The sequence below is a fragment of the Luteimicrobium album genome (genome assembly GCF_030161555.1).
Classification (GTDB): Bacteria; Actinomycetota; Actinomycetes; order Actinomycetales; family Cellulomonadaceae; genus Luteimicrobium; species Luteimicrobium album.
Genome location: NZ_BSUK01000001.1, coordinates 277,798 through 299,891, shown reverse-complemented (window position 1 = coordinate 299,891; position 22,094 = coordinate 277,798). Strand labels below are relative to the sequence as shown.

16 protein-coding genes and 6 pseudogenes are annotated in these 22,094 nt (G+C 70.9%); 17 read left to right on the top strand and 5 right to left on the bottom strand.

The genetic code is table 11. The features are described 5' to 3' along the window. Positions 1-4 precede the first annotated feature (4 nt). From QQK45_RS01580 to QQK45_RS01575, 3 genes and pseudogenes are all read right to left on the bottom strand, one after another. On the bottom strand, positions 5-250 hold the full coding sequence (locus QQK45_RS01580) for a hypothetical protein (RefSeq protein ID WP_284291645.1): 246 nt from the start codon (positions 248-250) through the stop codon (positions 5-7). 23 nt (positions 251-273) lie between these two features. Next, positions 274-609: pseudogene (locus QQK45_RS22805) on the bottom strand (P-loop nucleotide/nucleoside kinase family protein); the annotation flags it as partial. Beyond that, positions 606-1,247: a bifunctional 4-hydroxy-2-oxoglutarate aldolase/2-dehydro-3-deoxy-phosphogluconate aldolase gene (locus QQK45_RS01575; protein ID WP_284291643.1), complete on the bottom strand. Its 642-nt coding sequence runs from the start codon at positions 1,245-1,247 to the stop codon at positions 606-608. The pseudogene QQK45_RS22805 and the gene QQK45_RS01575, both read right to left, overlap by 4 nt. 122 nt (positions 1,248-1,369) lie before the next feature. Between QQK45_RS01575 and QQK45_RS01570 the strand changes: the two are divergent. The 13 genes and pseudogenes from QQK45_RS01570 to QQK45_RS01510 form a co-directional block, all read left to right on the top strand. Further along, positions 1,370-2,334, top strand: a pseudogene (locus QQK45_RS01570) (ABC transporter substrate-binding protein); the annotation flags it as partial. Positions 2,335-2,370: 36 nt separating this feature from the next. Beyond that, entirely contained in the window at positions 2,371-2,643 is a 273-nt protein-coding gene (locus tag QQK45_RS01565) for a hypothetical protein (RefSeq protein WP_488803260.1), read from the top strand. A gap of 196 nt (positions 2,644-2,839) precedes the next feature. Then, complete coding sequence (locus QQK45_RS01560) at positions 2,840-3,652, top strand: carbohydrate ABC transporter permease (protein ID WP_284291639.1); 813 nt, start codon at positions 2,840-2,842, stop codon at positions 3,650-3,652. Then, positions 3,649-4,512 (top strand): annotated as a pseudogene (locus QQK45_RS21730) (carbohydrate ABC transporter permease); the annotation flags it as partial. The gene QQK45_RS01560 and the pseudogene QQK45_RS21730, both read left to right, overlap by 4 nt. A 31-nt stretch (positions 4,513-4,543) precedes the next feature. Further along, complete coding sequence (locus tag QQK45_RS01550; RefSeq protein ID WP_284291636.1) at positions 4,544-5,536, top strand: Gfo/Idh/MocA family protein; 993 nt, start codon at positions 4,544-4,546, stop codon at positions 5,534-5,536. After that, complete coding sequence (locus QQK45_RS01545) at positions 5,533-6,522, top strand: Gfo/Idh/MocA family protein (RefSeq protein ID WP_284291634.1); 990 nt, start codon at positions 5,533-5,535, stop codon at positions 6,520-6,522. Before QQK45_RS01550 ends, QQK45_RS01545 begins: the two co-directional genes overlap by 4 nt. Beyond that, positions 6,519-7,067: pseudogene (locus QQK45_RS01540) on the top strand (LacI family DNA-binding transcriptional regulator); the annotation flags it as partial. The gene QQK45_RS01545 and the pseudogene QQK45_RS01540, both read left to right, overlap by 4 nt. A gap of 86 nt (positions 7,068-7,153) precedes the next feature. After that, positions 7,154-7,513 (top strand): substrate-binding domain-containing protein, encoded by a 360-nt coding sequence (locus QQK45_RS01535; RefSeq protein WP_431310315.1) that lies wholly within the window; start codon positions 7,154-7,156, stop codon positions 7,511-7,513. Then, positions 7,510-8,076: a VOC family protein gene (locus tag QQK45_RS01530; protein ID WP_284291629.1), complete on the top strand. Its 567-nt coding sequence runs from the start codon at positions 7,510-7,512 to the stop codon at positions 8,074-8,076. The genes QQK45_RS01535 and QQK45_RS01530 overlap by 4 nt, the downstream gene beginning before the upstream one ends. Continuing rightward, positions 8,073-8,351: pseudogene (locus QQK45_RS01525) on the top strand (sugar phosphate isomerase/epimerase); the annotation flags it as partial. The gene QQK45_RS01530 and the pseudogene QQK45_RS01525, both read left to right, overlap by 4 nt. Positions 8,352-8,454: 103 nt before the next feature. Next, positions 8,455-8,967 carry a sugar phosphate isomerase/epimerase family protein gene (locus tag QQK45_RS01520; RefSeq protein ID WP_284291628.1) on the top strand — a complete coding sequence of 171 codons (513 nt, stop codon included), beginning with the start codon at positions 8,455-8,457 and terminating at the stop codon, positions 8,965-8,967. A 136-nt stretch (positions 8,968-9,103) separates the two neighbouring features. Next, positions 9,104-9,943 carry a Gfo/Idh/MocA family protein gene (locus QQK45_RS01515; RefSeq protein WP_284291625.1) on the top strand — a complete coding sequence of 280 codons (840 nt, stop codon included), beginning with the start codon at positions 9,104-9,106 and terminating at the stop codon, positions 9,941-9,943. A gap of 52 nt (positions 9,944-9,995) precedes the next feature. After that, positions 9,996-10,736: an SDR family NAD(P)-dependent oxidoreductase gene (locus tag QQK45_RS01510; RefSeq protein WP_284291623.1), complete on the top strand. Its 741-nt coding sequence runs from the start codon at positions 9,996-9,998 to the stop codon at positions 10,734-10,736. Positions 10,737-10,766: 30 nt separating this feature from the next. On the opposite strand, the gene QQK45_RS01505 is transcribed toward QQK45_RS01510, so the two are convergent. Beyond that, complete coding sequence (locus tag QQK45_RS01505) at positions 10,767-10,889, bottom strand: hypothetical protein (protein WP_284291621.1); 123 nt, start codon at positions 10,887-10,889, stop codon at positions 10,767-10,769. Between the two features lie 56 nt (positions 10,890-10,945). Beyond that, entirely contained in the window at positions 10,946-14,302 is a 3,357-nt protein-coding gene (locus QQK45_RS01500; RefSeq protein ID WP_284291619.1) for a phosphatase PAP2 family protein, read from the bottom strand. Between the two features lie 207 nt (positions 14,303-14,509). Between QQK45_RS01500 and QQK45_RS01495 the strand changes: the two genes are divergently transcribed. The 4 genes and pseudogenes from QQK45_RS01495 to QQK45_RS23550 all read left to right on the top strand — a co-directional run bounded on the left by QQK45_RS01495 (position 14,510) and on the right by QQK45_RS23550 (position 22,008). Next, positions 14,510-15,427, top strand: a complete 918-nt coding sequence (locus tag QQK45_RS01495; RefSeq protein ID WP_284291616.1) for a LacI family DNA-binding transcriptional regulator — start codon at positions 14,510-14,512, stop codon at positions 15,425-15,427. Next, positions 15,424-15,579, top strand: coding sequence for a substrate-binding domain-containing protein (locus QQK45_RS01490; protein ID WP_284291614.1), 156 nt, complete (start codon positions 15,424-15,426; stop codon positions 15,577-15,579). Before QQK45_RS01495 ends, QQK45_RS01490 begins: the two co-directional genes overlap by 4 nt. 487 nt (positions 15,580-16,066) lie before the next feature. Further along, positions 16,067-19,140: pseudogene (locus QQK45_RS23555) on the top strand (GH92 family glycosyl hydrolase); the annotation flags it as partial. Between the two features lie 45 nt (positions 19,141-19,185). Further along, positions 19,186-22,008, top strand: a complete 2,823-nt coding sequence (locus tag QQK45_RS23550; protein ID WP_488803259.1) for an Ig-like domain-containing protein — start codon at positions 19,186-19,188, stop codon at positions 22,006-22,008. Positions 22,009-22,094 lie beyond the last annotated feature (86 nt).

Here is a 22,094-nt window from a genome sequence, read left to right as displayed (position 1 = left end):
GTGCTCACGGGGCGAGCGTGCCGGCCACGGCATCGAGCGACGTCAGGTCGAGCTCGGGCGCGTCCGTCCGGATCTCGATCTGACGGTCGACGCCCCGCCACAGGCAGGGCATGTCCCCGTAACGCGCCCAGAACTCGTCCCACGCGGCGAGCTTCGCACCGTCCCGCTGCAGACCTCGCGCGTGCACTCGCTCGCGCACCACCCCGGACGCCGCCGATGCCCGGACGAGCACCACGCGTGCGGGGGCCACCCTGCCTGCGTGCGCATCCGCTCGAGGAAGTCGTCCTGCTCGGTGAGGCCCGCGAAGGGTGCGTCGACGACGACGTCGGCGCCGGCCTGCAGGCAGTCGCCCGTCAGCAGGAACAACGAGCGATACTCCAGCGGCATCACGACGGACCGGTAGAGCGTGCTCGTCTCGCGATCGGCAGGTGACGTCCTGTGGGCGCGCAGGGTCTCCTCGACCAGCGGCGCGAGCCGGTCCTTGTCGACGAGTCCGCAGCGGTAGCGTGCCGCGATAGCGCGCGCGAGAGTGCTCTTTCCCGAGCCTGCCGGTCCGACGACGAGCCACGCCGTGGGGAGCGGAGGGCTCGTGTCCCGCGTCGCCGTCATCGGGCCTGGGCGACTGCGTCGAGGAACCGGCGGGCGCTGCGTGTGACGGCGCCGAGGTCGCCGTCCGGACGGTGTGCCTTGGTGATGCAGCTACCGACGCCGATCGCGGTCGCGCCGGCGCGGACCCATTCGTGCACGTTGTCGGGTGTGGCCCCTCCGGCGGGGACCAGAGGGATGTGGGCCAGGGGCGCGAGGACCGCGCGGGTCGCTGCGACGCCCATGGCCTCGGTGGGGAAGACCTTGACGAGATCGGCTCCGGCCTCGGCGGAAGCGAGGATCTCGGTCGGGGTCATGGCTCCCGCGACCGTCGCGACCTGGTAGCGATTGGCGACGCGCAGCATCGCCGGGCTGAGCTGCGGACTCACGAGGAAGCGCGCCCCCGCCTCGATCGCCGCGTATGCGGCGTGCTCGTCGAGGACGGTGCCGGCGCCCACGTGGAGCTCGGGTCGTTCGCGGGCGAGCCGCTCGACGACGCCGAGGGCGCCGGGAGTCGTGAGCGTGATCTCGACGGCGCGGACACCGCCGTCCGCGGCGGCGAGCGCGACGTCGTACGACTCCTCGGCAGTGTCCAGGCGGACGATCAGCACGGTCCCGGTGTCGACGATCGAGCTGAGCGTCGCGAGCTTGGCAAATCCCATGTGGAGGTCTCCTTCGACGGTCACAGGAGCGGGGGTTGACATGCGCCGTGGGGCGGTGCTTCCATCATACAACCGATTGCAGCAACCGATCGCATTGCTCTCGCGGAGCAAATGCCGACTCAATGGAGAGACGCATGAAGAGGACTCGCGCACTCGTCGCGGTCGCCGTGACGGCCGCGGTCGTCGCCCTGGCGGCCTGTTCGCCGGCTGACGACTCGGACGGTGGCGACGGTAGCGGCGGCAAGACGACGCTCACCTACTGGGACTTCATCGACCCGACGCAGGACAACGCGCGGTCCGAGGCGCTCAAGGAGAACGTCGCTGCCTTCGAGAAGGCGAACCCCACGATCGACGTCAAGCTCGAGGTGGTCTCGTTCGGCGACATGCTGAGCCGCCTGCCACAGGCGGCCGCAGCCGGACAGACGCCGGACGTCATCAAGATGTACAGCCCGATGCTCCCGCAGCTCGCCGACGCCGGCGTCTACCAGGCGCTGCCCGACGACTACAAGCAGATCACGGACTGGCTCCGCCCGATCTCCGCGTTCACGGACGCCAAGAAGGCCCAGATCGCTGTGCCGTACGAGTACCGCACCTGCTCCCTCGTCTACAACAAGAAGATCCTGTCGAAGATCGGTGCCAAGGTGCCGACGACCTGGGACCAGGTGGTCGACGTCGCGGGCAAGGCCGCCAAGGCCGGGTACGTCGGCTTCGGGGCGGGCTTCTCCGAGGAGGACAACTCCTCGCTCATCTCCGAGCTGTTCGACTGCTTCATGAGCGAGCTCGACGTGCCCGTCTCCACGGACGGGAAGGCATCGTTCGCCGTCCCGAAGGCCGAGGAGTTCAGCCAGTTCCTGATCAACCTCAAGCAGGCCGGCGGGCTGGGCAAGAGCGTCGTCTCCGACCAGTACACCAACGTGACCGACGGCCTGTCGAACGGCACCACGGCGATGGCCGTGATCGGCACCCACCGCATCCAGACCGTGCAGTCGGTGAACAAGGACGTCGACTGGGCCCCCTGCCCGCGTCGTCGGACGGGAGCACCAAGGGCACCACGTTCGGCTGGACGCTGGGGATCGGGTCGAGCAGCAAGCACGCGGACGCCGCCTGGAAGTTCATCGAGTACATGACCGGTCCCGAGGCTCAGGCCCGGATGGCGACCGGTGGTGAGGTCCCCGTCCGCTCCTCGACCTACGACCAGCCCTACTTCAAGACCGACGACGCGAAGCTCGTCCTCGCGATCAAGGACTACGTCACCAAGAACAGCGAGCCGCGCGAGTACTCCGCCAACTGGCTGTCCATCGCCAACGGACTCGCGAACGCGGCACAGCAGATGTACCTCAAGGGCGGCACCGCGGCGCAGTTCCTCGAGTCCGCCCAGTCCGCAGCGAACGGCTGACGGCCAGGAATCAGCGCGGGACGCCCCCGCGGGCACCCCGCCGGAAAGGCGAAGCGATGTCTTCACTCACGGTCTCGTCCGACACCGCGGGCCTGGCCGACGCCTCGGGAGGCGTCGCGTCCGCGGGGACCGGCGCCAGCCGGCTCCCCGCGGGCCCCGCACGCCCACGCTCTGGTGGTACTTCGCCCCGGTCTGCGTGGTCGCGCTGCTCGTCTTCGTGATCCCACTGGGCTACACGGTCTGGACCGCGACCCACCACACCAGCTACTACGAGATCGGCAGCTACTCCGGGCTCGACTCCTTCTCGAAGCTGTTCAGCGACGGCGACCTCGGCCACGAGGTGGTCACCACGCTCGTCTTCGCCGTCGGGGCGCTCGTCGTCGCGCTCCCGGTCGGGCTCGTCAGCGCCGTGGTCGTCAACAACGCGCGACGGCTCAAGCGGAGCGTGCGCAGCCTCTTCCTCCTCCCGTGGCTCATGTCCCAGGCGACCGTAGGGACGATCTGGTTCTGGTTCCTCAACCCGAACTACGGGCCGGCGACGCAGTTGACGAAGGCCCTCGGCTTCGGGCCGACCAACGTGTTCTCGACCCCGACGGCGGCATTGGTCGCCGTGACCCTGATCACGGCCTGGTGGTCCTACCCCCAGGCGATGCTGCTCTTCCTCGGCGCACTCCAGACCGTGCCCGTCGAGCTCAAGGAGAGCATGCGCGTAGACGGCGGGAACGCGTGGCAGACGTTCCGCAACGTCACGCTGCCCTACATCCGCAACGCGATCGTCTCGGTCGTGGTCGTGCTCCTGATGCTCTACGTCCAGATGGTCACGATCATCCTCGTCACGACGCGCGGCGGTCCGCTCAACTCGACGGAGACGCTCGCGATGCGGACCTACAACGAGATGTTCGTCGACTTCAACATGTCGGGTGCGGCGGCGACCGCGCTCCTGCTCTTCGCGATCAACATCGTCCTCACGCTCGTCGCCGTGAGGTTCCGTCGGAAGGAGTCGTTGTGACCACCACGGCACCCAGGCACGTCGTCGCCGACCGCCCGACCGACGAGGCCGCCCAGACCCGTCGAAGGCGAGGCGCGCTGATCCGCGCCGTCCCGCGCTGGCTCGTCACGCTGCTCGCCGCAGCGATCGTCCTCCCACCCGTGGCGTGGGTCCTGTCGACCTCCCTCAAGCGTGACGCGGACACGGTGAGCTTCCCTCCGCGATGGATCCCGAACCCCTTCTCCTGGGCACAGTACGAAGGCATCTACACGATCACCAACGTCCGGTTCCTGATCAACTCGACAGTGCTGGCCGTCGGCTCGATCGTGCTCGCCCTGGTGATCTGCGTGCCCGCGGCCTACGCGGCCACGCGGTTCCGGTCCGGGCGCACCGAGGCGCTCATGACCGTCGTGCTCGTCCTCACGATGGTTCCGGGGATCGTGGTCTTCATCGCGCTCTATGCGATGCTCGTGCGGACCTCGTTGATCAACACGTATCCGTTGCTGATCGTCGTCTACACGGCCCTGATCTCCGGGCAGGCCATCCTGTTCCTGCGCAACTTCTTCGAGAACATCCCGGTGGAGATCGAGGAGGCCGCCGCGATCGACGGCTGCAACCGTCGGCAGATCCTGCTGCGCGTCGTCCTGCCGCTCGTGCGGCCCGGCATCGCCGCGATCGCGGTCTTCATCTTCGTCTTCGTCTGGAACGACTTCCTCGTGTCGACCGTGCTCGCGACCAGCGAGGACATGAAGACCGTGCAGAACGGGATCGTGCGCTACATCACGACCGGCTTCGGCAACTTCTGGGGCCTCTTCGCGGCGTTCGTGATCGTGAGCTTCGCACCGGTGCTCGCCGTCTTCGTCGCCTTCCAGCGCTGGTTCATCGCCGGGATGACGTCGGGGGAGTCAAGGGATGAGCGCGACCTCAGCAGCGCGACCGGTCGTGCGCGTCGCCGTCGTCGGAGCGTGCGGGTGGGCCGGGTCCAGGCAGCTCGAGGCGTTCCGGGCGGTCGGGGCTCGTGTCACGGCGATCGTGGACGAGGACCCGCGAGCGGCCGACCTCGCACGTCGACTCGGAGCCCGGGTAGCCCGCGCCGACGAGCTCGAGCCGGGTGACGTCGACCTCGTCGTCGTGGCGCTGCCGACCCAGGTGCAGCCGGACGTGTGCGCCCTGCTTCTCGCTCGAGGGCTGCGAGTGCTGTGCGAGAAGCCCGTCGGGGCCGACCTCGGTGCGGTCGCTGCTCTCGGCGTGCAGCGGCGGGCGCGGGAGAACCTGGCCGTTGGCTACATGCTGCACCACCACCCGTTCTTCGGCGCGTTCACGTCCTGGGCGGCCCGTGCGGACGTCCGCGCCGTGCGGATCCGTACCGTCGCGCACAAGGACGAGGTCACCGCCTGGCGTGCCGACGCCTCCGGGGGCGGCGTCGTGGTCGTGAACGCCGTCCACGCGCTCGAGCTCGTCGGGGCGGCCGTCCCCGGCGAGGTCGAGGTGCTCGACGCCTGGAGCAGCTCCGGCCTGTACGGCTCAGGGGTGCCCGAGCTCGTGCACGCCTCCTACCGGATCGGGGGCGCGGTGCACGTGCAGCTCGAGACCTACTGGTCGCCCTGGCTCAACGACGAGGGCCTCAACGACCGGGACTTCGACCTCGAGATCGACGCCGTCGCGACCGGCTCGAGGAGGCACTGGCGCAACTGGACGCTGCGGAGCTGGGACCGCGGCGAACGTGAGCGGGTCGACCTGGTCGAGCCGCTGGACCTCTTCGCCGCACAGGCGAGGAGCGCCCTCGACTTCGCGCGCGGCGGGCCTCCCGACGTCGGGATCGAGGCCGCGGTCGCGCCGATCGAGCTCGCGACGTCGATCAACGAACTCCTGGCAGACGACCGAAGGACGGTGGGCACCCGATGAGCGGCGCGAGGACGGTAGTCATAGGCACGTCGCACTGGCACGTCCCCCTCTACGCCGCGGCCATGCGAGAGCACCACGACGTCGTCGCCGTCACCGACGCCGACCCGGCGGCCGCCGTCGCCGGGAGCCGGATGTTCGGCGCGCCCGCGCTGACCGAGGACGCGATCCTCGACCTGCCCGACATCGAGCTCGCCTACGTCTTCGGGCGTCACGACTCGATGGGAGCCCGCTGCCTCGAGCTGATCCGCCGGGGAGTCCCGTTCGTCGTCGAGAAGCCACTCGGCACGGACCTCGGGACACTCGAGGAGGTCCGTGACGCCGCGGCGGCTGCAGGAGTGCCGGCCACCGTCCCGCTGGTCCAGCGCGGCGGGCCCGTCGACGCGTGGCTGCGTCGCGCCGGACGCCCGGTCTACTCGCGGACGAGCTTCATCGCGGGGCCGCCGGAACGCTATCGCGTGAACGGGAACCCGTGGATGCTCGACCCCGTCGCGGCAGGCGGCGGATGCCTCGCCAACCTCGGCCCGCACTTCGTCGACCTGTTCCTCGCCCACGTCGGCGAGGGCGCCTCGCTCGTCTCGTCGAGCCTGCGGTCGACGATGCACGGGGAGGCCGTCGAGGATCACGCGAGCCTGGTCGTCGCGACCGGCTCGGGTCGGGAGGCGTTGATCGAGGTCGGCTACGCGTTCCCCGACGCGCCGAGCAAGCGGTACTGCTCGTTCACCGTCGCGGGAGAGGAGGGCTTCGCGAGCATCGACGAGCGCGGCCAGGCGGAGCTCGTCAGGAAGGACGGGCGCCGCGAGGAGCGCAGGATCGACGTGGACAGCGACCCGCTCTACGCTCCGTTCGTCCGGGACGTCGCGCGCACGGTGGCACGCGACTTCGACGGGCTCCCCACGCTCGACGACCTCCATGCCGCGATGTCGATCGTCTGGGCCGCCTACCGGGCCGCGGGGACCACGACGACCGAGGGAGCGAGCGACCGATGAACGGCCCCAACATCGAGGAAGTCGCGAGGGCGGCCGGGGTGCACAAGTCGACGGTGTCGCGTGCGTTCTCACGCCCCGAGGTCGTCCGTGAGGAGACGCGCGAGCACATCATCCGGGTCGCCGAGTCGCTCGGGTACACGATCAGCCCGCTCGCGCAGGCCCTGCGGCGCAAGACGTCGAACCTCGTCCCGCTCATCGTGCCCGACATCACCAACCCGTTCTTCGGTGAGCTCGCCCGCACCATGACGGCCGCCGCCGAGGCGCACGGGTACCAGCTCGTGCTGTGCGTGACCGATGGTGACGAGCAGCGGACCGAGCACTACCTCGAGTCGATGCAGAGCCTCTACGCCCCGTTCGCGATCGTCGCGCCGTCGACGCGGATCGACCCCGGCAAGCTTGAGGGATCCGCGTTCGGCCACCGGGTCGTCGTCATCGACCGGTTCGACGAGGACAGCGCGGTGCCGACGGTGACCGTCGACAGCACGCGTGGGATCGAGCTCGCCTTCCACCACCTGACCGAGCTCGGGCACCGGTCGATCGGCTACGTGTCCGGGATCGTGGGCACCCATACGGCCGCGGACCGGCGAGCGGCCTTCGAACGGTTCTCCGCCGAGCGGGGACCGGCGCGCGCCTGCTCGGTCAGGGGCGAGGCCCCGGCGCGAGTGCGCGGGCCGCGGCGGAGTACGCCGCCTCGGACGACCGACCCAGCGCAATCATCGCGGCCAACGACGTCGTCGCGTTCGCGCTGGTGGGCGAGCTCGCACGGCGCGGGGTCCGTGTGCCGGACGACGTGTCGGTGATCGGGTTCGACGGTCTGGACCTCGGAGCGAGGTCCAACCCGCGGCTCACGACGATCCGCCAGCCCATCGACGCGATGGGGGAGATCGCGTTGCAGCTCGCGTCGCGGCTGATCGCCGGCGATCCCGCCGAGCACATCGTGCTCGAGCCGTCTCTCCTGGTGCGGGACTCGACGAGAGCAGTGACATCGTGACCTCGTCGACGGGGGTCGCGGACCTGGTCACCTGGGTGGACCACGTCGCGCTCACCGTGCCCGACCTCGACGAGGGCGTCGCTTTCTTCCGTGACGTCTTCGGCGCCGAGGAGCTCTACCGGTCCCGGCGCGGTCCGGACCCCGACTTCATGCCCGAGCACTTCGGCGTGCCCCCGGACGCGCACCTCGAGCTGGCGATGCTGCGCATGCCGCCCAACCTCAACCTGGAGCTCTTCCAGTGGTGGTCGGCGGACGCGCGGGCGGACCGGCCCCGCCACTGCGATCCGGGCGGCCACCACCTCTGCTACTCGGTGACCGACGTCGACGAGGCGATCGCACGGCTCGAGGCGGTCCCCGGGGTTCGGGTTCTCGGTGGCCGCAAGGAGGTCGGCGGCGACAGCCCGAGGGTCGCGGGGAACCGCTGGACGTATGTCACCACCCCCTGGGGCCTGCTGATCGAGCTCGTGGACCGGTCGCGCGTGCGTCACCCACCCGACCTCATCGGGCCTGCGGACGAGCGGGCGGCCGGACCTGACCACGACACGAGGATGACGGACGGATGAGAATCGCAGGACACACGCTGGGCACGCCCCACCTCGACCTCCCGGAGGCGCTCGAGCTCTTCCGTGGGGCGGACCTCGACGCCGCGGAGGTGATCTGCCAGGTCGACTATCCGGCGGCGATCGTTCCCGCGGACCGCAGCTCGGTACGGCGCGCGGCGCGCGCCGCAGACGCGACCGGGGTCGAGATCGTCGCCCTGACCCCCTACACCACGGCCATCAACGCCCTCGCGGCGAGCGTGCGGACCGACGCCGTCGACGAGCTGCGCGCGGCTGTCGACGCGGCGGCCGAGCTCGGGGCGACGCGCGTCCGCGTCTACGGGGGAGTGGCAGGAGGGGCGGTCGGACCACGACCGCCACTGGTCGGCGCTCGTCGAGTCGATGGTGGAGCTCTCCGACCACGCCGAGGGCACGGACGTCGTGCTCTGCGTCGAGAACCACTTCGGGACCATGACCCGGACGGCGGAGACGACGGCGCGCTTGGTGCGGGAGGTCTCGTCGCCGCGCGTCCGCGTGCTCTACGACCAGGCGAACCTGACCTTCACCCATGACGAGGACTATCACGAGGCGCTCGCCGTACAGGGAGACCTGGTAGCGCACGTGCACGTGAAGGATCTCGTCTTCAAGGATGCGTCGCGGCCCTTCGTCGCGAGCGAGACGGCGCGGGTCCGCGAGGACGAGCGCGCCGTTACCTCACGTGTGGTCGGCGACGGGATCGTCCCGTGGGGGAGCATCCTCGGAGAGCTCGCGGGCCTCGGATACGACGGGCTGCTCTCGATCGAGTACGAGTACCGGTGGCATCCACAGGATCTGGAGGCGCCCGCCGTGGGCTTCGCGCGCTCGGCCGACGTATTGCGAGGCTTCCTCGCGGCGGTGCGTGAGGGAGCCCGATGAGCCGGCTGAAGGTCGGTGTCGTCGGCGCCGGGAACATCGCGTCGGTGGCGCAGCTGCCCACGCTCGTTGCTCGTGACGACGTCGAGCTGACGACGCTCGTGTCGCGACGTCTCGACCCTGAGCCGTTGCGCCGACGATGGGGTTCGTCGCCGTCAGCCCGACGGTCGAGGAGGCCGTCGCCGCGCACGAGCTCGACGCCCTCTTCGTCCTGACCCCGAGGTCCGCGCACGCTCACGCGGTGGAGGTCGCGCTCGCGGCGGGCCTCGACGTGTTCTGCGAGAAGCCGCTGGCGCCGACCACGGCCGAGGCGGCTCGCCTCGCCGACCTCGCCGAGGCAGCCAACCGGGTCCTCATGGTCGGCTTCAACCGCAGGTTCGCACCCACCTATGTGGCCGGGCACGAGGCCTTCGGTCGCGGCGGGGCACGCATCTGCGTCGCGCAGAAGAATCGGGCGGGCTCGGAGTACCGTGCCACGTTCGAGAACGCCGTCCACATGGTCGATCTCCTGCGCTGGTACTGCGGCGGCGAGGTCGAGTCCGTGAGCGCTCGGGCGTACGGTGACGACCCCTGGCAGGAGGAGGGGCTGTCGGCGCACGTGCGCTTCGCGAACGGCAACACCGGCGTGCTTGTCGCAGCGCGTGACGCGGGTGCCTGGTCGGAACGGCTTGACGCGCACGGCGGCGGTGTGAGCGTGCACGTCGAGGCACCCGACGTGGTCGCGGTCACGCGCGACGGCGCGACGTCGGTGCGGTCGATGTCGCCCGAGGCGTTCGGCTGGGCGACAGCGACCGAGACGTTCGGGTTCGCCGCGGCGGTCCGTCACTTCCTCGACCGGGTCCGCGATCGCGGCGAGCCCCTCACCAGCGGGCGGGAGGCGGTGCGCACGCAGGAGCTGCTCGACATGATCCTGACGGAGGCCGGCCTGCCTACGACGGAGCAGCCCGGTCGCGTCTGGCGGAGCCGTGCGCGGCGCTGAGTCCGACCACGGCCCCGCGACCGCGGGGCCCGACGAACGAGGAGATGGACGGATGAGCGGCAGGAACGGCCAGGTCGTCCTGGTGACGGGCGCGGCGGGCGGCATCGGGCAGGACGTGGTCCGGACCCTTCGGGACGAGGGCGCGGTGGTGATGGAGGCCGATCTTGGGGTCGGTGAGGGACCGGACTCGATGCACCTCGACGTGACGGACGAGGGATCGTGCCGGGACGTGGTGCGGCGGACCGTCGAGCGGCACGGGAGGATCGACGCGCTCGTGCACGCCGCCGGCGTGCTCGGCGCCACGCCGGACCCGTTCGAGACGACCACGGCCGAGTTCGAGCGCGTGCTCGGGATCAACACGGTCGGCACGTTCACCATGGCTCGCGAGGTGGGTGCGGCGATGCGTGCCGCCGGTCACGGCGGCACGATGCTCTTCTTCTCCTCCGTGGCCGCCAAGGAGGCCCGCACCGACTACATGCCCTACAACGTCAGCAAGATCGGCGTGCTGCACGTGATGTTCTCGTTCGCCGGGATCCTCGGACCCGACGGGATCTCCGTCAACGCGGTCTGCCCCGGTCCGGTGAACACGGCGATGTGGGCGCAGAAGGCGGCGGACGCCGGCGAGGCCGACGCCGCCCGGCGTGCTCGTGCGGCGCAGCTGCCGATGAGGCGGTTCGCCGAGCCGCGCGAGGTCACGGAGGCGGTCCTGTTCCTGACGGACCCGGCGCACCGTTACATCACCGGCGTGAGCCTCGACGTCGCCGGGGGAGCGCACCTGGGCATGGGATCCTGAGGCGCGCGCACGTGGCGGTCGGGGCTGCGATCAGCTCCTGACGTACCGGTCCGTCGTGGACGTCGTCGCCCGCAGCGAGACGCTGCCGCCGTAGACCACCTCGAGCCAGCCCGTGCGCCGCAGGACGTCGGTGCGGACCGTCGCGGAGCTCACCCCGTCGCGGGTGCGCACCGGGGCGCTTCCGACCGTCCGTCCGTCGACCGTCAGCGTCACCCTTCCGGTGGGGGGACCGAGCCCGGCCCGGCCAGCCGGACCGTCACGGTGGCGCGTTCGCCCTTCCGGAGGTGCCCGGAGCCGACGGCGACCCGCGTGATCCGGACCGTGCCCTTCGTCACCCGGAGGGTCGCCGTCGTCGTGGCCGCGGTCGTCACGACCGGATCGGTAGGCACGAACCGCACTGCGAGGTGATGGCTCCCGACCGCGAGGGTCCGCGGCAGCGCGACGATGGCGATGCCCCGCGCGCCGAGGCGGGCCGTGCCGAGCGTGGTGCGGCCCTCGCGGACCGTCACCGTGCCGCGCGGCACGACCCCGTGGGCCGCGCTCGCCGTGACCAGGACCGACGCCTTCTCGCCGTAGCCGGTGCGCTGCGCCGTCGCGTGCAGCCTGGTCCGTGCGGGTGCGGTGACCGGCAGCCCGTCGGCGCCGACGCGGGTCCCGTCGACGGTGAGCGTGCCGTCGTGGTTCACGGTGACCTTCGCCGCCATCGCGGCTGCGAGGTCGAGCCGCTGGTAGCTGCCCGCGCCGGACTCGTCGTCCAGCACGTAGCCCGACGGGACTTCGGTGGCGGCCAGGACTGTCCGGCGCTGGGCCGCGGTGAGGTCGGGGAACGCGCTCAGGAGCAGGTTCTCCGCGCCCTGCGGGACCGACGGAGCCTTGTCCGTCGCTGCGACCTGCGGGAACCCGTACGTGAGGCGCTCGTGGTAGACGCTCAGGGCGTCGGACGTCGGGAGGTACTGCTGCTGCCCGGCGATGCACGCCGTGAGCGTGCTGCCGGCCCCGACCTCCCGGCACTTCTGCGCGAGGACCGACTGCAGCTCGGTCCGCGCCGCGGTGAGCAGGGTGCGGTAGCCCGCGTCCGACCAGCGCCTCGTCGTCGTATCCTCCCCGACGATCCGGCCTCCCATGATGTCGGTCGGGTAGTGGAAGGCGAGCACGATGCGGTTGTTCCCGTACTCGGACGCGCGCGCGAGGATCTGCGGCGCGAGCTGGGGAAGGAGAGTCGCGAGCGTGATCCCCTGCGAGTAGCCGTGCGAGGTGTGGCCGCTCGGGAACGACCCGTCGCCCGCGAGACCGGCGTAGCCGCCCGCGCTGTCCCACTGCTTGATCAGGCCGCCGTCGGAGGTGAAGCCCATCCGCACGAACGGCCGCTTGTACTGGTAGCTGTTCTTCGCGGTCTGGTAGCTGTCACCCGACGACGACGTCGCCTTCTCGACGCGGTAGGAGAGCAGGGCCTTGGTCTTCGGCAGTTCGTCGTCGGCGAGCGCCTGAGTGTACAGGGGGCCGAGGACGCTGCCGAGGCCGTCCGCCATCGTCTGGTGCGGGCTGTGCGCGCCGTCGTCGAGCGCCTTGACGACCTGCGGGTCGCTCTTGCTCGTGTAGGCGTTGTTGATCTCGACCACCTTCGTGTCGTCGAGCGCCTGGAGGTCGTCCACGGTGGTGCCCGTCGGGTAGATGGTGTTGGGACCCATGATGCTGGGGGTCTGCTCGGCGTCCGTGAAGGACCGCAGGAGCCACGTGTCGTAGTCCGCGCCGTCCGGGGCCGCGGGGAGCGTGTCCGAGGCGTAGGTCGGGGCGAGCTGGTCGGTGGTGAACCCCGTGGCCGCGGTGGACGGCGCCAGGTTGAGCCCGAAGTAGGCGTCAGAGCTCGTGCTGTTGCACTGGTGGACCTCGACCGCGAGCGTGTTCGTGCCCGCGACGAGGTCGGCGGCCTGGACGGTGAACGTGCTGGTGACGGGGTCGCCCCCACCTGCGGTGCCGTCGGGCGTCTCGTACTGGAGGTTGCTCGTGACCTTGTCGTCGTTCCAGCCGGCGATCCGCTCGCCGTTGAGGTAGACGGTCGCTGTGTCGTCGTAGGTCAGGGTGCCGACGAGGTCCGGCAGCGAGCGGAGGGCGTCTGCGTCGAGGGTGAACGTGGTCCGGAAGAAGTACGCGGGGACGTCCGGCGCCGCGGAGCCGTCGGTGTACAGGCGGAGCTTGGTCGTCACGGGGTAGCCGGAGCCGAGGGCGGTCCCCGTGCCCTTGACGCCGAAGGGGCCACTCGCGTCCCTCCAGCCGTCGCCCAGGGTGGCGTCCGTCCGTGTCCAGGCGGTCCGGTCCGTGGCGCTCCCCGCGGGATCGACGTTCCCGGCGTCCAGGTAGGTCCAGGTGGTCGACCCGTCGACGAGCGGCCGGCCGAGCCGCACCTGGTCGATCCAGCCCTCGAGCGGTCCGGCGTGGGCGTCGTCGTCCGCGTAGCCCAGGAGCAGCTCGGTCACGTGCTTGCCCGCGAGCTCCGCGAGGCTGACGGTGACCTCGTCCCACCGTCCCGGAGCGGGCGTCGTCGTCGCCGGTGCGGTGAACCGGTGGGGCGAGCCGCCGTCGACATCGGTGTAGGCGACGTCGACCGTGGTGTGCGCGGACGCTGCATCGGTCGGCCGGACGAGGTAGGTCAGATCGGTCGTGGAGCCCACGGGGACGTCGAGACCGGACTGGAGCACGACCGTCGACGCGGCCTTGCCGTCGGCGAGCACGTCGGCCGACCACCGGACCGCGCGCGTGCCGGCCCCGCCTGGCACCGTGTCGGCATTCTCCACGGACGCGCCGAGCGGGGCCGTGCCAGTCGTGTCCTGGCTGCGGAGCGTCCAGTCCGCGATCTGGGTGTTGGCGTTCTTCGCTGCGCCGCCCGCGTTGGCGGTCACGCGGAGCTGGTAGTAGCGGTACGACGCCGGCTGCTCGACGTGGTAGAAGCGGGTCAGGCCGTTCGAGGCAAACGTCTGGTCCGTCCGTGTGTCCACGGTCTGCCACCCGGACGAGCCGGGGTCGGCCGCGACGGCCGCGTCGTCGGTACCGAGCACGGTCCAGGACCTCGGGTCCCGTTCGGGGAACGTGGCGCTGTCGCCGCCGGCGGTGACGGCGTACGTCGTGACCCGCGCGCTGGTGGCGAGCGTGTAGACCACGGACAGCGGCGACGTCTCGGACGGGGCACCGGACCCGGCCGCGTACCACTTGGTCGAGGGGTCGCGGTCGGCGAGGCTCTGGACGTGCTCGGTCGTGCTCTCGGCGTTCGCGTGCGCGGAGACGACCGAGGTGATCGACGACGACGGGACGAGTTGGTCTCCTCGCACCTCGACGGTGCTCCCGGCCGCCGGGAACCCGGCTGGCTGGGGCGTCCCGGTCTCGTACGAGGCCGACCAGTAACCGCCGGCCGTCAGGGCGGTCGGGGTGCTGGCGGCCGCCTCCGCCGGCGCGGCGACCAGAGCGCCGGCGAGCCCCAGGCCTAGCGCGGTGGCCAAGGCGCCCGCGCGCCGGAGCGTGCGGCCCCCGAGGGCGCGGGGAGCGCGGGTGGATGGTGTCCGGTGCGACTTCATCAGGGCATCTCCGTCTCGACGTTGGGCGGGGCTACGCCAGGTGCGTCGTGCGCAGCGCAGGTGAAGCGGGGAGCGGCTGTCACTGAGCTCGACGACGAACTGCAACGTGACAACGCTGTCACGATGATGGTCGACCCCATCCGATACGTCAACGCCTGAAGCGGTAGGCTGGCGCGACCATCGGGAGCGCGGGAGAGGCAGGGCTCAATGGGCGCGGACGGCACCGAGAGCGGCGTCAGGGCGGACCAGCACGACGGCGCGAGCGCCGCGACGAGCACGGGGCGACGACCGACGCTGGCCGACGTCGCCGAACGCGCCGGCGTGAGCCTCAAGACCGCGTCCCGGGTCATGAACGGCGAGCGCTACGTCGCGGAGCAGACCCGCGAACGCGTCCTGGGCGTCGCCGACGACCTCGGGTTCCGCCTGAACCCGATGGCCAGCCTGCTCAAGCGCGGCGTGGTCCCTGGTGTCGTCGCGTTCATCACGGGCGACCTCGCGAACCCCTTCTACTCGGTGATGGCGAAGGGCGTGGAGCAGGAGGTCCGGGCGCTCGGGCTCCAGCTGACGATCGCGAGCTCGGACGAGGACCCGGACGCGGAGGTCACGCTCGTCGACGAGTTCGCGCTGCGCCGGGTCCGCGGACTCATCCTGACCTCGACGCTGACGTCCCACGCGTCGTTCGCCGACGTCCAGGAGCGTGGTGTCCCCATCGTCTTCGTCGACCGTCCACCGGCGGGCATGGACGCGGACGCGTTCCTCCTGGACAACTACGGGGGCACGCGGGCCGCCGTCGAGCACCTGCTCGCGGCCGGGCATCGTCGGATCGCGTACGTGGGCGACTACGCGCGCCTGCATCCGCAGCGCGAGCGGCAGCGTGCGTTCGGCGACGCGATGGAGGCCGCGGGCGTCGTGGACTGGCGCGCACTCGTCCGCGAGGGCGCGCACGACGCCGAGTCCGCGGCCGAGGCGGTCAAGGCGCTGCTCGTGGACGACCCGGACGCCACCGCCGTGTTCTCCGCCAACAACCGCATCACGACCGGCGTGCTGCACGCGATGGCCGAGGTCGCCCCGAGCTTGCGCTCGTCGGCTTCGACGACTTCGACCTCGCCGACCTGCTGGGCGTGACGACCGTGTCCTACGACCCCGCTGAGATCGGGCGGCAGGCCGCCCGCGCGCTGCTCGCGCGGCAGGGCCGTCGGGTCGAGGACCCGCAGACGTGGGTGCTTCCCACGCGCCTGGTCGCCCGCGGCTCGGGTGAGCGTCCGCCCGCCTCCTGACGCGCCGCGCACCGACCCGGCGTGCGCGGCCCACTCGACGAGGGACGGCCGGCTGCGGCCGTGACGGCTCGCCCCTGTTGACACCCTCCTTCGGGCTGTCTACTGTCTGGCTTGACTGACAGCGATGTCAGAGGGGCGCAGCCCGTGCGGGCCGCACCGGATCGAACGTCATTGACGACGGACCCCAGGAGTCGAGGATGAGCCTGCAGTTCAGCGATGCCGGGCGGCCGCCCGGTCGCACCCGGAGACGAGCGGTCTCCGCCGCCCGCGTCGGTACCGTGAGCGCGGTCAGCGCCGCTCTGGTCGCTACGCTCGGCGGCCTGGTCGCACCCGCAGCCCACGCCGACGACGCCCCGCCGGGGGCACGTTCGCGTCGTCGTTCGAGCAGGGCGACGCCGCCCCGCTGCTCAGCACCGCGTTCAGCGACCCGGTCAACGTCACCGGGGCGCGGTACGCGAACGGGAGCCTGCTCCCGCACGTCACCGGGGTGACGGCGTCGGGCGAGAACCCGCCGTCGGAGACCGCAGTCAAGGCCGCCGACGCCGACAGCTCCACCAAGTGGCTCGTCCGGACCAACACCGGCTGGCTGCAGTACCAGCTCGACGCCGCGCAGACGGTCAAGCAGTACACGATCACCTCGGCCAACGACTCGCCCACGCGCGACCCCCAGGCGTGGACCGTCCAGGGCTCCACGGACGGGAAGACCTGGGTCGACGTCGACAGCCAGACCGGCCAGACGTTCTCCGACCGCTTCGTGACGAACACGTACACCGTCGCGAACCCCGGCTCCTACGCGTACTACCGGCTCAACATCACCAAGAACAGCGGCGACAGCCTCATCCAGCTCGGCGACTGGGACATCCTCGACGGGACCGACAACCCCGTCCCCGCGAGCCCCATGCACACCGAGGTCGGCGCGGGGCCCGTGTCGTCGCCCACGGCCAAGACGAAGGCCGGCTTCAGCGGGACGCAGGCGCTGTTCTACTCCGGCTCGCACCTCGCCGACGGCACGGCGTCCTCGACGGACGTCCTCTACTCCGACGTCGACATCCCGATCGGCTCCGACAGCGAGCTGTCCTACACCGTCTTCCCGACGATGAACCCGAGCGACCTCGAGTACCCGGCCACGTACGTCGCCGTCGACCTCCAGCTCGACGACGGCACGCTCATGTCCGCGAAGGACCTGACCGACCAGTACGGTTTCGGCGCCGACGCCAAGGACCAGGGCCGCGAGAAGGCGCTCTACGCGGACCAGTGGAACAAGGTGCGCGTCGACCTGTCGTCGCTCGCCGGCCGCCACATCACGAAGATCCTGCTCTCGTACGACAACCCGGGCGGCACCGCGAAGACCGTGTTCTCGGGCTGGCTCGACGACGTCGACGTCCAGCACGCCACGACGATCGACGGTTCGAGCCGCACGAACTACGTCGACACGCGCCGCGGCACGAACGCGAGCGGCAGCTTCTCGCGCGGGAACAACATCCCCGCGACGGCCGTCCCGAACGGCTTCAACTTCTTCACCCCGATGACCGACGCGAGCTCGCAGAGCTGGCTCTACAACTACGCGTCGAGCAACGACGCGAAGAACCTGCCCGTCCTGCAGGCGATCGGCATCTCGCACGAGCCGAGCCCTTGGATGGGTGACCGCGACCAGCTCGCGATCATGCCGTCGCTCGCGACCGGGACCCCGACGCCGGCCTGTCGGCCCGCGGGCTCGAGTTCTCGCACGACGACGAGACGGCGCAGCCCGACCTGTACTCGGTGAAGTTCACCGACGGGATCCAGGCCGAGGTCACGCCGTCCGACCACGCCGGCGTGTACCGCTTCACGTTCCCGTCAGGCGCCGCGAGCGGCACGGCGATCGTCGACCAGGTGGCCGGCACGTCGTCGCTCAAGGTCGCCGCGGACGGCACCGTGAGCGGCTGGGTCGACGGCGGCAGCGGGCTCTCCGCAGGCGCGAGCCGGATGTTCGTGTACGGGCAGTTCGACCGCGCCCCGAGCGCCGTCGGCACCGCGACCGGCCGCACGACGGCCCAGTTCGCGCGGTTCGACACGTCGTCCGACAGCTCGGTCGAGCTCCGGATCGCGACGTCGTTCATCTCGCTCGACCAGGCCAAGCACAACGCCGACCTCGAGGTCACGGGCCAGTCGTTCGACCAGGTCCGCAGCGCGGCCCAGAAGCAGTGGAACGACCGGCTCGGCGTGATCGACGTCCCGGACGCGACGCAGGTGCAGAAGATCAACCTGTACTCCGACCTGTACCGCCTCAACCTGTACCCGAACTCGCAGTCCGAGAACACCGGGACCGCCGACGCTGCGAAGTGGCAGTACGCCAGCCCCGTCTCGGCCAAGAGCGGCACGGCCACCGACACGGCGACGAACGCCAAGGTCGTCGATGGGAAGATCTTCGTCAACAACGGGTTCTGGGACACGTACCGCACCGTCTGGCCGCTGTACTCGTTCCTCTACCCGGACGTCGCGACCGAGCTCGTGAACGGGTTCGTTCAGCAGTACCGCGACGGCGGCTGGATCGCCCGCTGGTCCTCGCCGGGCTACGCCGACCTCATGACGGGCACGAGCTCCGACGCGTCGTTCGCGGAGTCGTACCTGTCCGGCGCGATCCCGACGGACCTCGCGCTCGAGGCGTACGACGCGGCCGTGAAGAACGCGACCGTGCTCCCGACGTCGAACGCGGTGGGCCGCAAGGGCCTCGACACGTCCGAGTTCATCGGCTACACCTCGAACGCCACGGGCGAGAGCGTCTCGTGGGGCCTCGAGGGGTACATCAACGACTTCGCGATCGGGAAGATGGCCGAGAAGCTGGCCGCCGACCCCGAGACCCCGAAGTCGCGCGTCGCCGAGCTCACGCAGGAGGCGTCGTACTTCACCAAGCGGGCCACGAACTACGTCAACATGTTCGACCCGGCCGTGAACTTCTTCCAGGGCAAGACGCCGGCAGGCACGTTCGCCAAGGACCCGTTGACGTACGACCCGACCCAGTGGGGCGGGGACTACACCGAGACGGACGGCTGGAACTTCGCGTTCCACGCGCCGTACGACATCGACGGCCTCGCCGCGCTGTACGGCGGCACGGACGGCCTGCTGAAGAAGCTCGACACCTTCTTCTCGACCCCCGAGAAGGGCACCTACGGCATCCACGAGGCCAAGGAGGCCCGTGACGTCCGGATGGGCCAGCTCGGCATGAGCAACCAGGTCTCGCACCACATCCCGTACCTGTACGCGGCGGCCGGCGAGCCGTCCAAGACGCAGGCGGCGGTCCGCGAGATCACCCAGCGGCTGTTCGTGGGGTCTGAGATCGGGCAGGGCTACCCGGGCGACGAGGACAACGGCGAGATGTCGTCGTGGTACGTCTTCTCGGCCCTCGGCTTCTACCCGCTCGCGCTCGGCTCCGGCCAGTACACGATCGGCTCGCCGCTCTACAGCGACGCCACCGTCCACCTCAAGGGCGGCGACCTCACGATCAAGGCGGCGAACAACAGCAAGCAGAACGTGTACGTGAAGTCGGTCAGCCTGAACGGCAAGGCGCTCGACGGGGTGAACCTCGACGAGTCCGCGCTCAAGGACGGCGGCACGCTCACGTTCGACATGAGCGCCACGCCGACCTCGTGGGGCGAGCGCACGAGCGACACGGGCGTGCGCACGCCGGAGGTCGACGGGACCAAGCCGTCCTACGGCGACACGTCCTCCGACGACGGCACGGACACGAGCTCGCTCGTGGACGACAACTCCCGCAGCGCCGTGACGTTCTCCTCGGCGACGCCCACGGTCACGTGGTCGTCGACGAGCGGGCCGGTCGCGGTCGCGTCCTACACGCTCACCAACGGGGCGAACGGCTCCACGCCCACCGCCTGGACCCTCGAGGGCTCCAACGACGGCGAGAGCTGGACGGCGCTCGACACCCGGACGGACCAGAAGTTCGCCTGGGCGACGCAGACCCGGCCGTTCACGGTCGCGAAGCCGACGCTGTACTCCCAGTACCGGCTGCACGTCACCGCGACGAGCGACGGCAGCGCGCCGACGCTCGCCGAGCTCGAGCTGCTCGTCGACACGACGGTGCAGTCCGACACGTTCGCCCTGTACCCGGGCAAGAAGCTCGCCGGCAAGGTCGGGACCTCGTTCACGGGCGCGTACGCGACCGTGACCGGCGGCACCTCGACCGACCCGAAGGACTTCACCGCCACCGTCGACTTCCTCGACGGCAACGGGCCGCAGGCGGCCACCGTCACCAAGTCGGGCCTCGGCGCGCTCCAGATCACGGCACCGCACACGTTCGACAAGGCCGGCGTCTACACGGCGCGGGTCTGGGCGAAGCAGGGCGACAAGCAGGCCTCCGAGCCCGTCACGGTCACGGTGTCGCGTGACGACTCCCTGGTCGGCGCGTACTCGATCACCTGCTTCACGACGCTCGGCGCCGGCATCAGCGGCGACTGCGACGGGAACGGGTACACGTTCGACGCCGCGTCGCTCGCGACCAAGGGCTACGTGCCCGGCACCATGGTCGCGGTGCCCGGCACGGACCTGACGTTCGACCTCCCGAAGGTCGCGGCGGGCAAGCCTGACACCGCGGTGGCGAAGGGTCAGCGCATCGCGCTCGACCTCGGGACCGGTGCCACGCAGCTCTCCGTCATCGGGACGGCGAACGAGACGGCGCAGCACGGGACGGCGACGCTGACGTTCACCGACGGCAGCACGCAGGACTTCGCCATCGACTACGGCGACTGGGTCGGCGCGGCGAAGAGCCCGCAGTTCGGGAACATCGCCGTGGCGCTCTCCGACGACCGGCTCAAGGGCTCGGGCGCCGGCGACAACCAGGCCGCCGCGGTCTTCTCGACCGCACCGGTCGACATCCCGGCAGGCAAGACGGTCGCGTCGATCACCCTGCCCGACCAGGAGAACGGTCTCGGCGACGGCCTGATCCACGTCGTCGCGATCGCCTCGAACGGGCAGCGCACCACGCACCCGGCCCTCGCGGCCGAGGGCACGGACGTCGCCCAGCAGGCCACCGGCCAGGAGTTCACCGCGGCGCTCGCCACGGTGACCGGCGGGCTCGGCGGCCAGGACACGGCGACCGTCAACTGGGGCGACGAGACCCCCGTCGACGCCGCCGAGGTCGCGGACGGCACCGTCACCGGCACGCACACCTACGCGCAGGCCGGCACCTACACCGTCTCGGTGACCGTCGACGACGGCGAGAAGAGCGTCGTCGCGACCACGAAGGTCGTCGTCAAGACGGAGTACCACGCGGCCCTCGCCGTCACCCCGGCGAAGGTCCACCCCGGTGGCATCGTGACGATCAAGGGCACCGGCTTCGAGCCGGGCGAGACGGTCGACGTGACGCTCAGCGCCACACCGGTCGCCACCTCGGCCCGCTCGCTCGCCGCCCAGCCGGGCGTCGTCGCCGACAAGGGCGGGTCCTTCACCACCACGAAGACCATCCCGGCCAAGGCGGACGACGGGACCTACCCGGTGCTCGCCGTCGGGCGCGACTCGCAGGCGTCCGCGACGGCGAGCGTCGTCGTCGAGCACGCGAAGAAGGCGTCGTCGGTGACCCTGAGCGTGAACGCGACCAAGGTCACGCTCGGTGACCCGGTCAAGCTCACCGCGGACGTCACGAACCACGCGACCGGTGCCGTCGAGTTCTTCGACGGGACGACGTCGCTCGGGCTGGTCGCGATCGTCGGTCACAAGGCGCGGCTGACGCTCGACACGGTCGGGGTCGGCACGCACGCCTACAGTGCGCGCTACGCCGGTGACGACGTGTACGCCGGCAGCACGAGCAAGACCGTCAAGGTGACGGTCGCCAAGGCGCACACCGCGGTGGGTGTCCCGGCCTTCTCGAAGCCGTCGCAGGTCTACGGCTCGAGCAAGGTCGCGAAGGTGACCGCGTGGGTCACCGGCGCCACCAACGGCACCGTGACGTTCCGCAGCGGCTCCACGGTGCTCGGCCACGCCAAGGTCGAGCGGAGCGGCTGGGGCTACCGAGCGGTGGCAACCCTGTCGTCGACGCTCAGGCCGGGCACCTACCGGGACGTCGTGGCCGTGCTCGGGGCGACCGGGACGGCCGACGGCGCGGCGTCGCGACCCTCGCACACGCCGTTCCGCGTCGCGAAGGCCACGACCGCGGTCGACGTGACCGGTTCGTCGTTCCGGTCGGGGACCCACCCGACGGTCAAGGTCCGGGTCGCGAAGCTCTCCAATGGCGCCTGGCCGGTGGGGACCGTCGAGATCCGGGTCGACGGCGACACGGTCAAGAGCGTCAAGCTCACGTCGGCCGACGAGGGCCGCGCGACCATCACGCTGCCGCGGACGTACACGCGGATCATCACGGTCAAGGCGGTCTTCACACCGTCCTCGGAGTACGTCGAGAAGGCCACGTCGCCGGCGGTGCGGCTCACCGCCCACCGCTGACGACGTAGCCCCACCACCGCTGTGGGCATCCGTTCGGCTGGTCCGGCTCTCGCCGGGACAGCCGCACGGATGCCCACAGCGCTTTT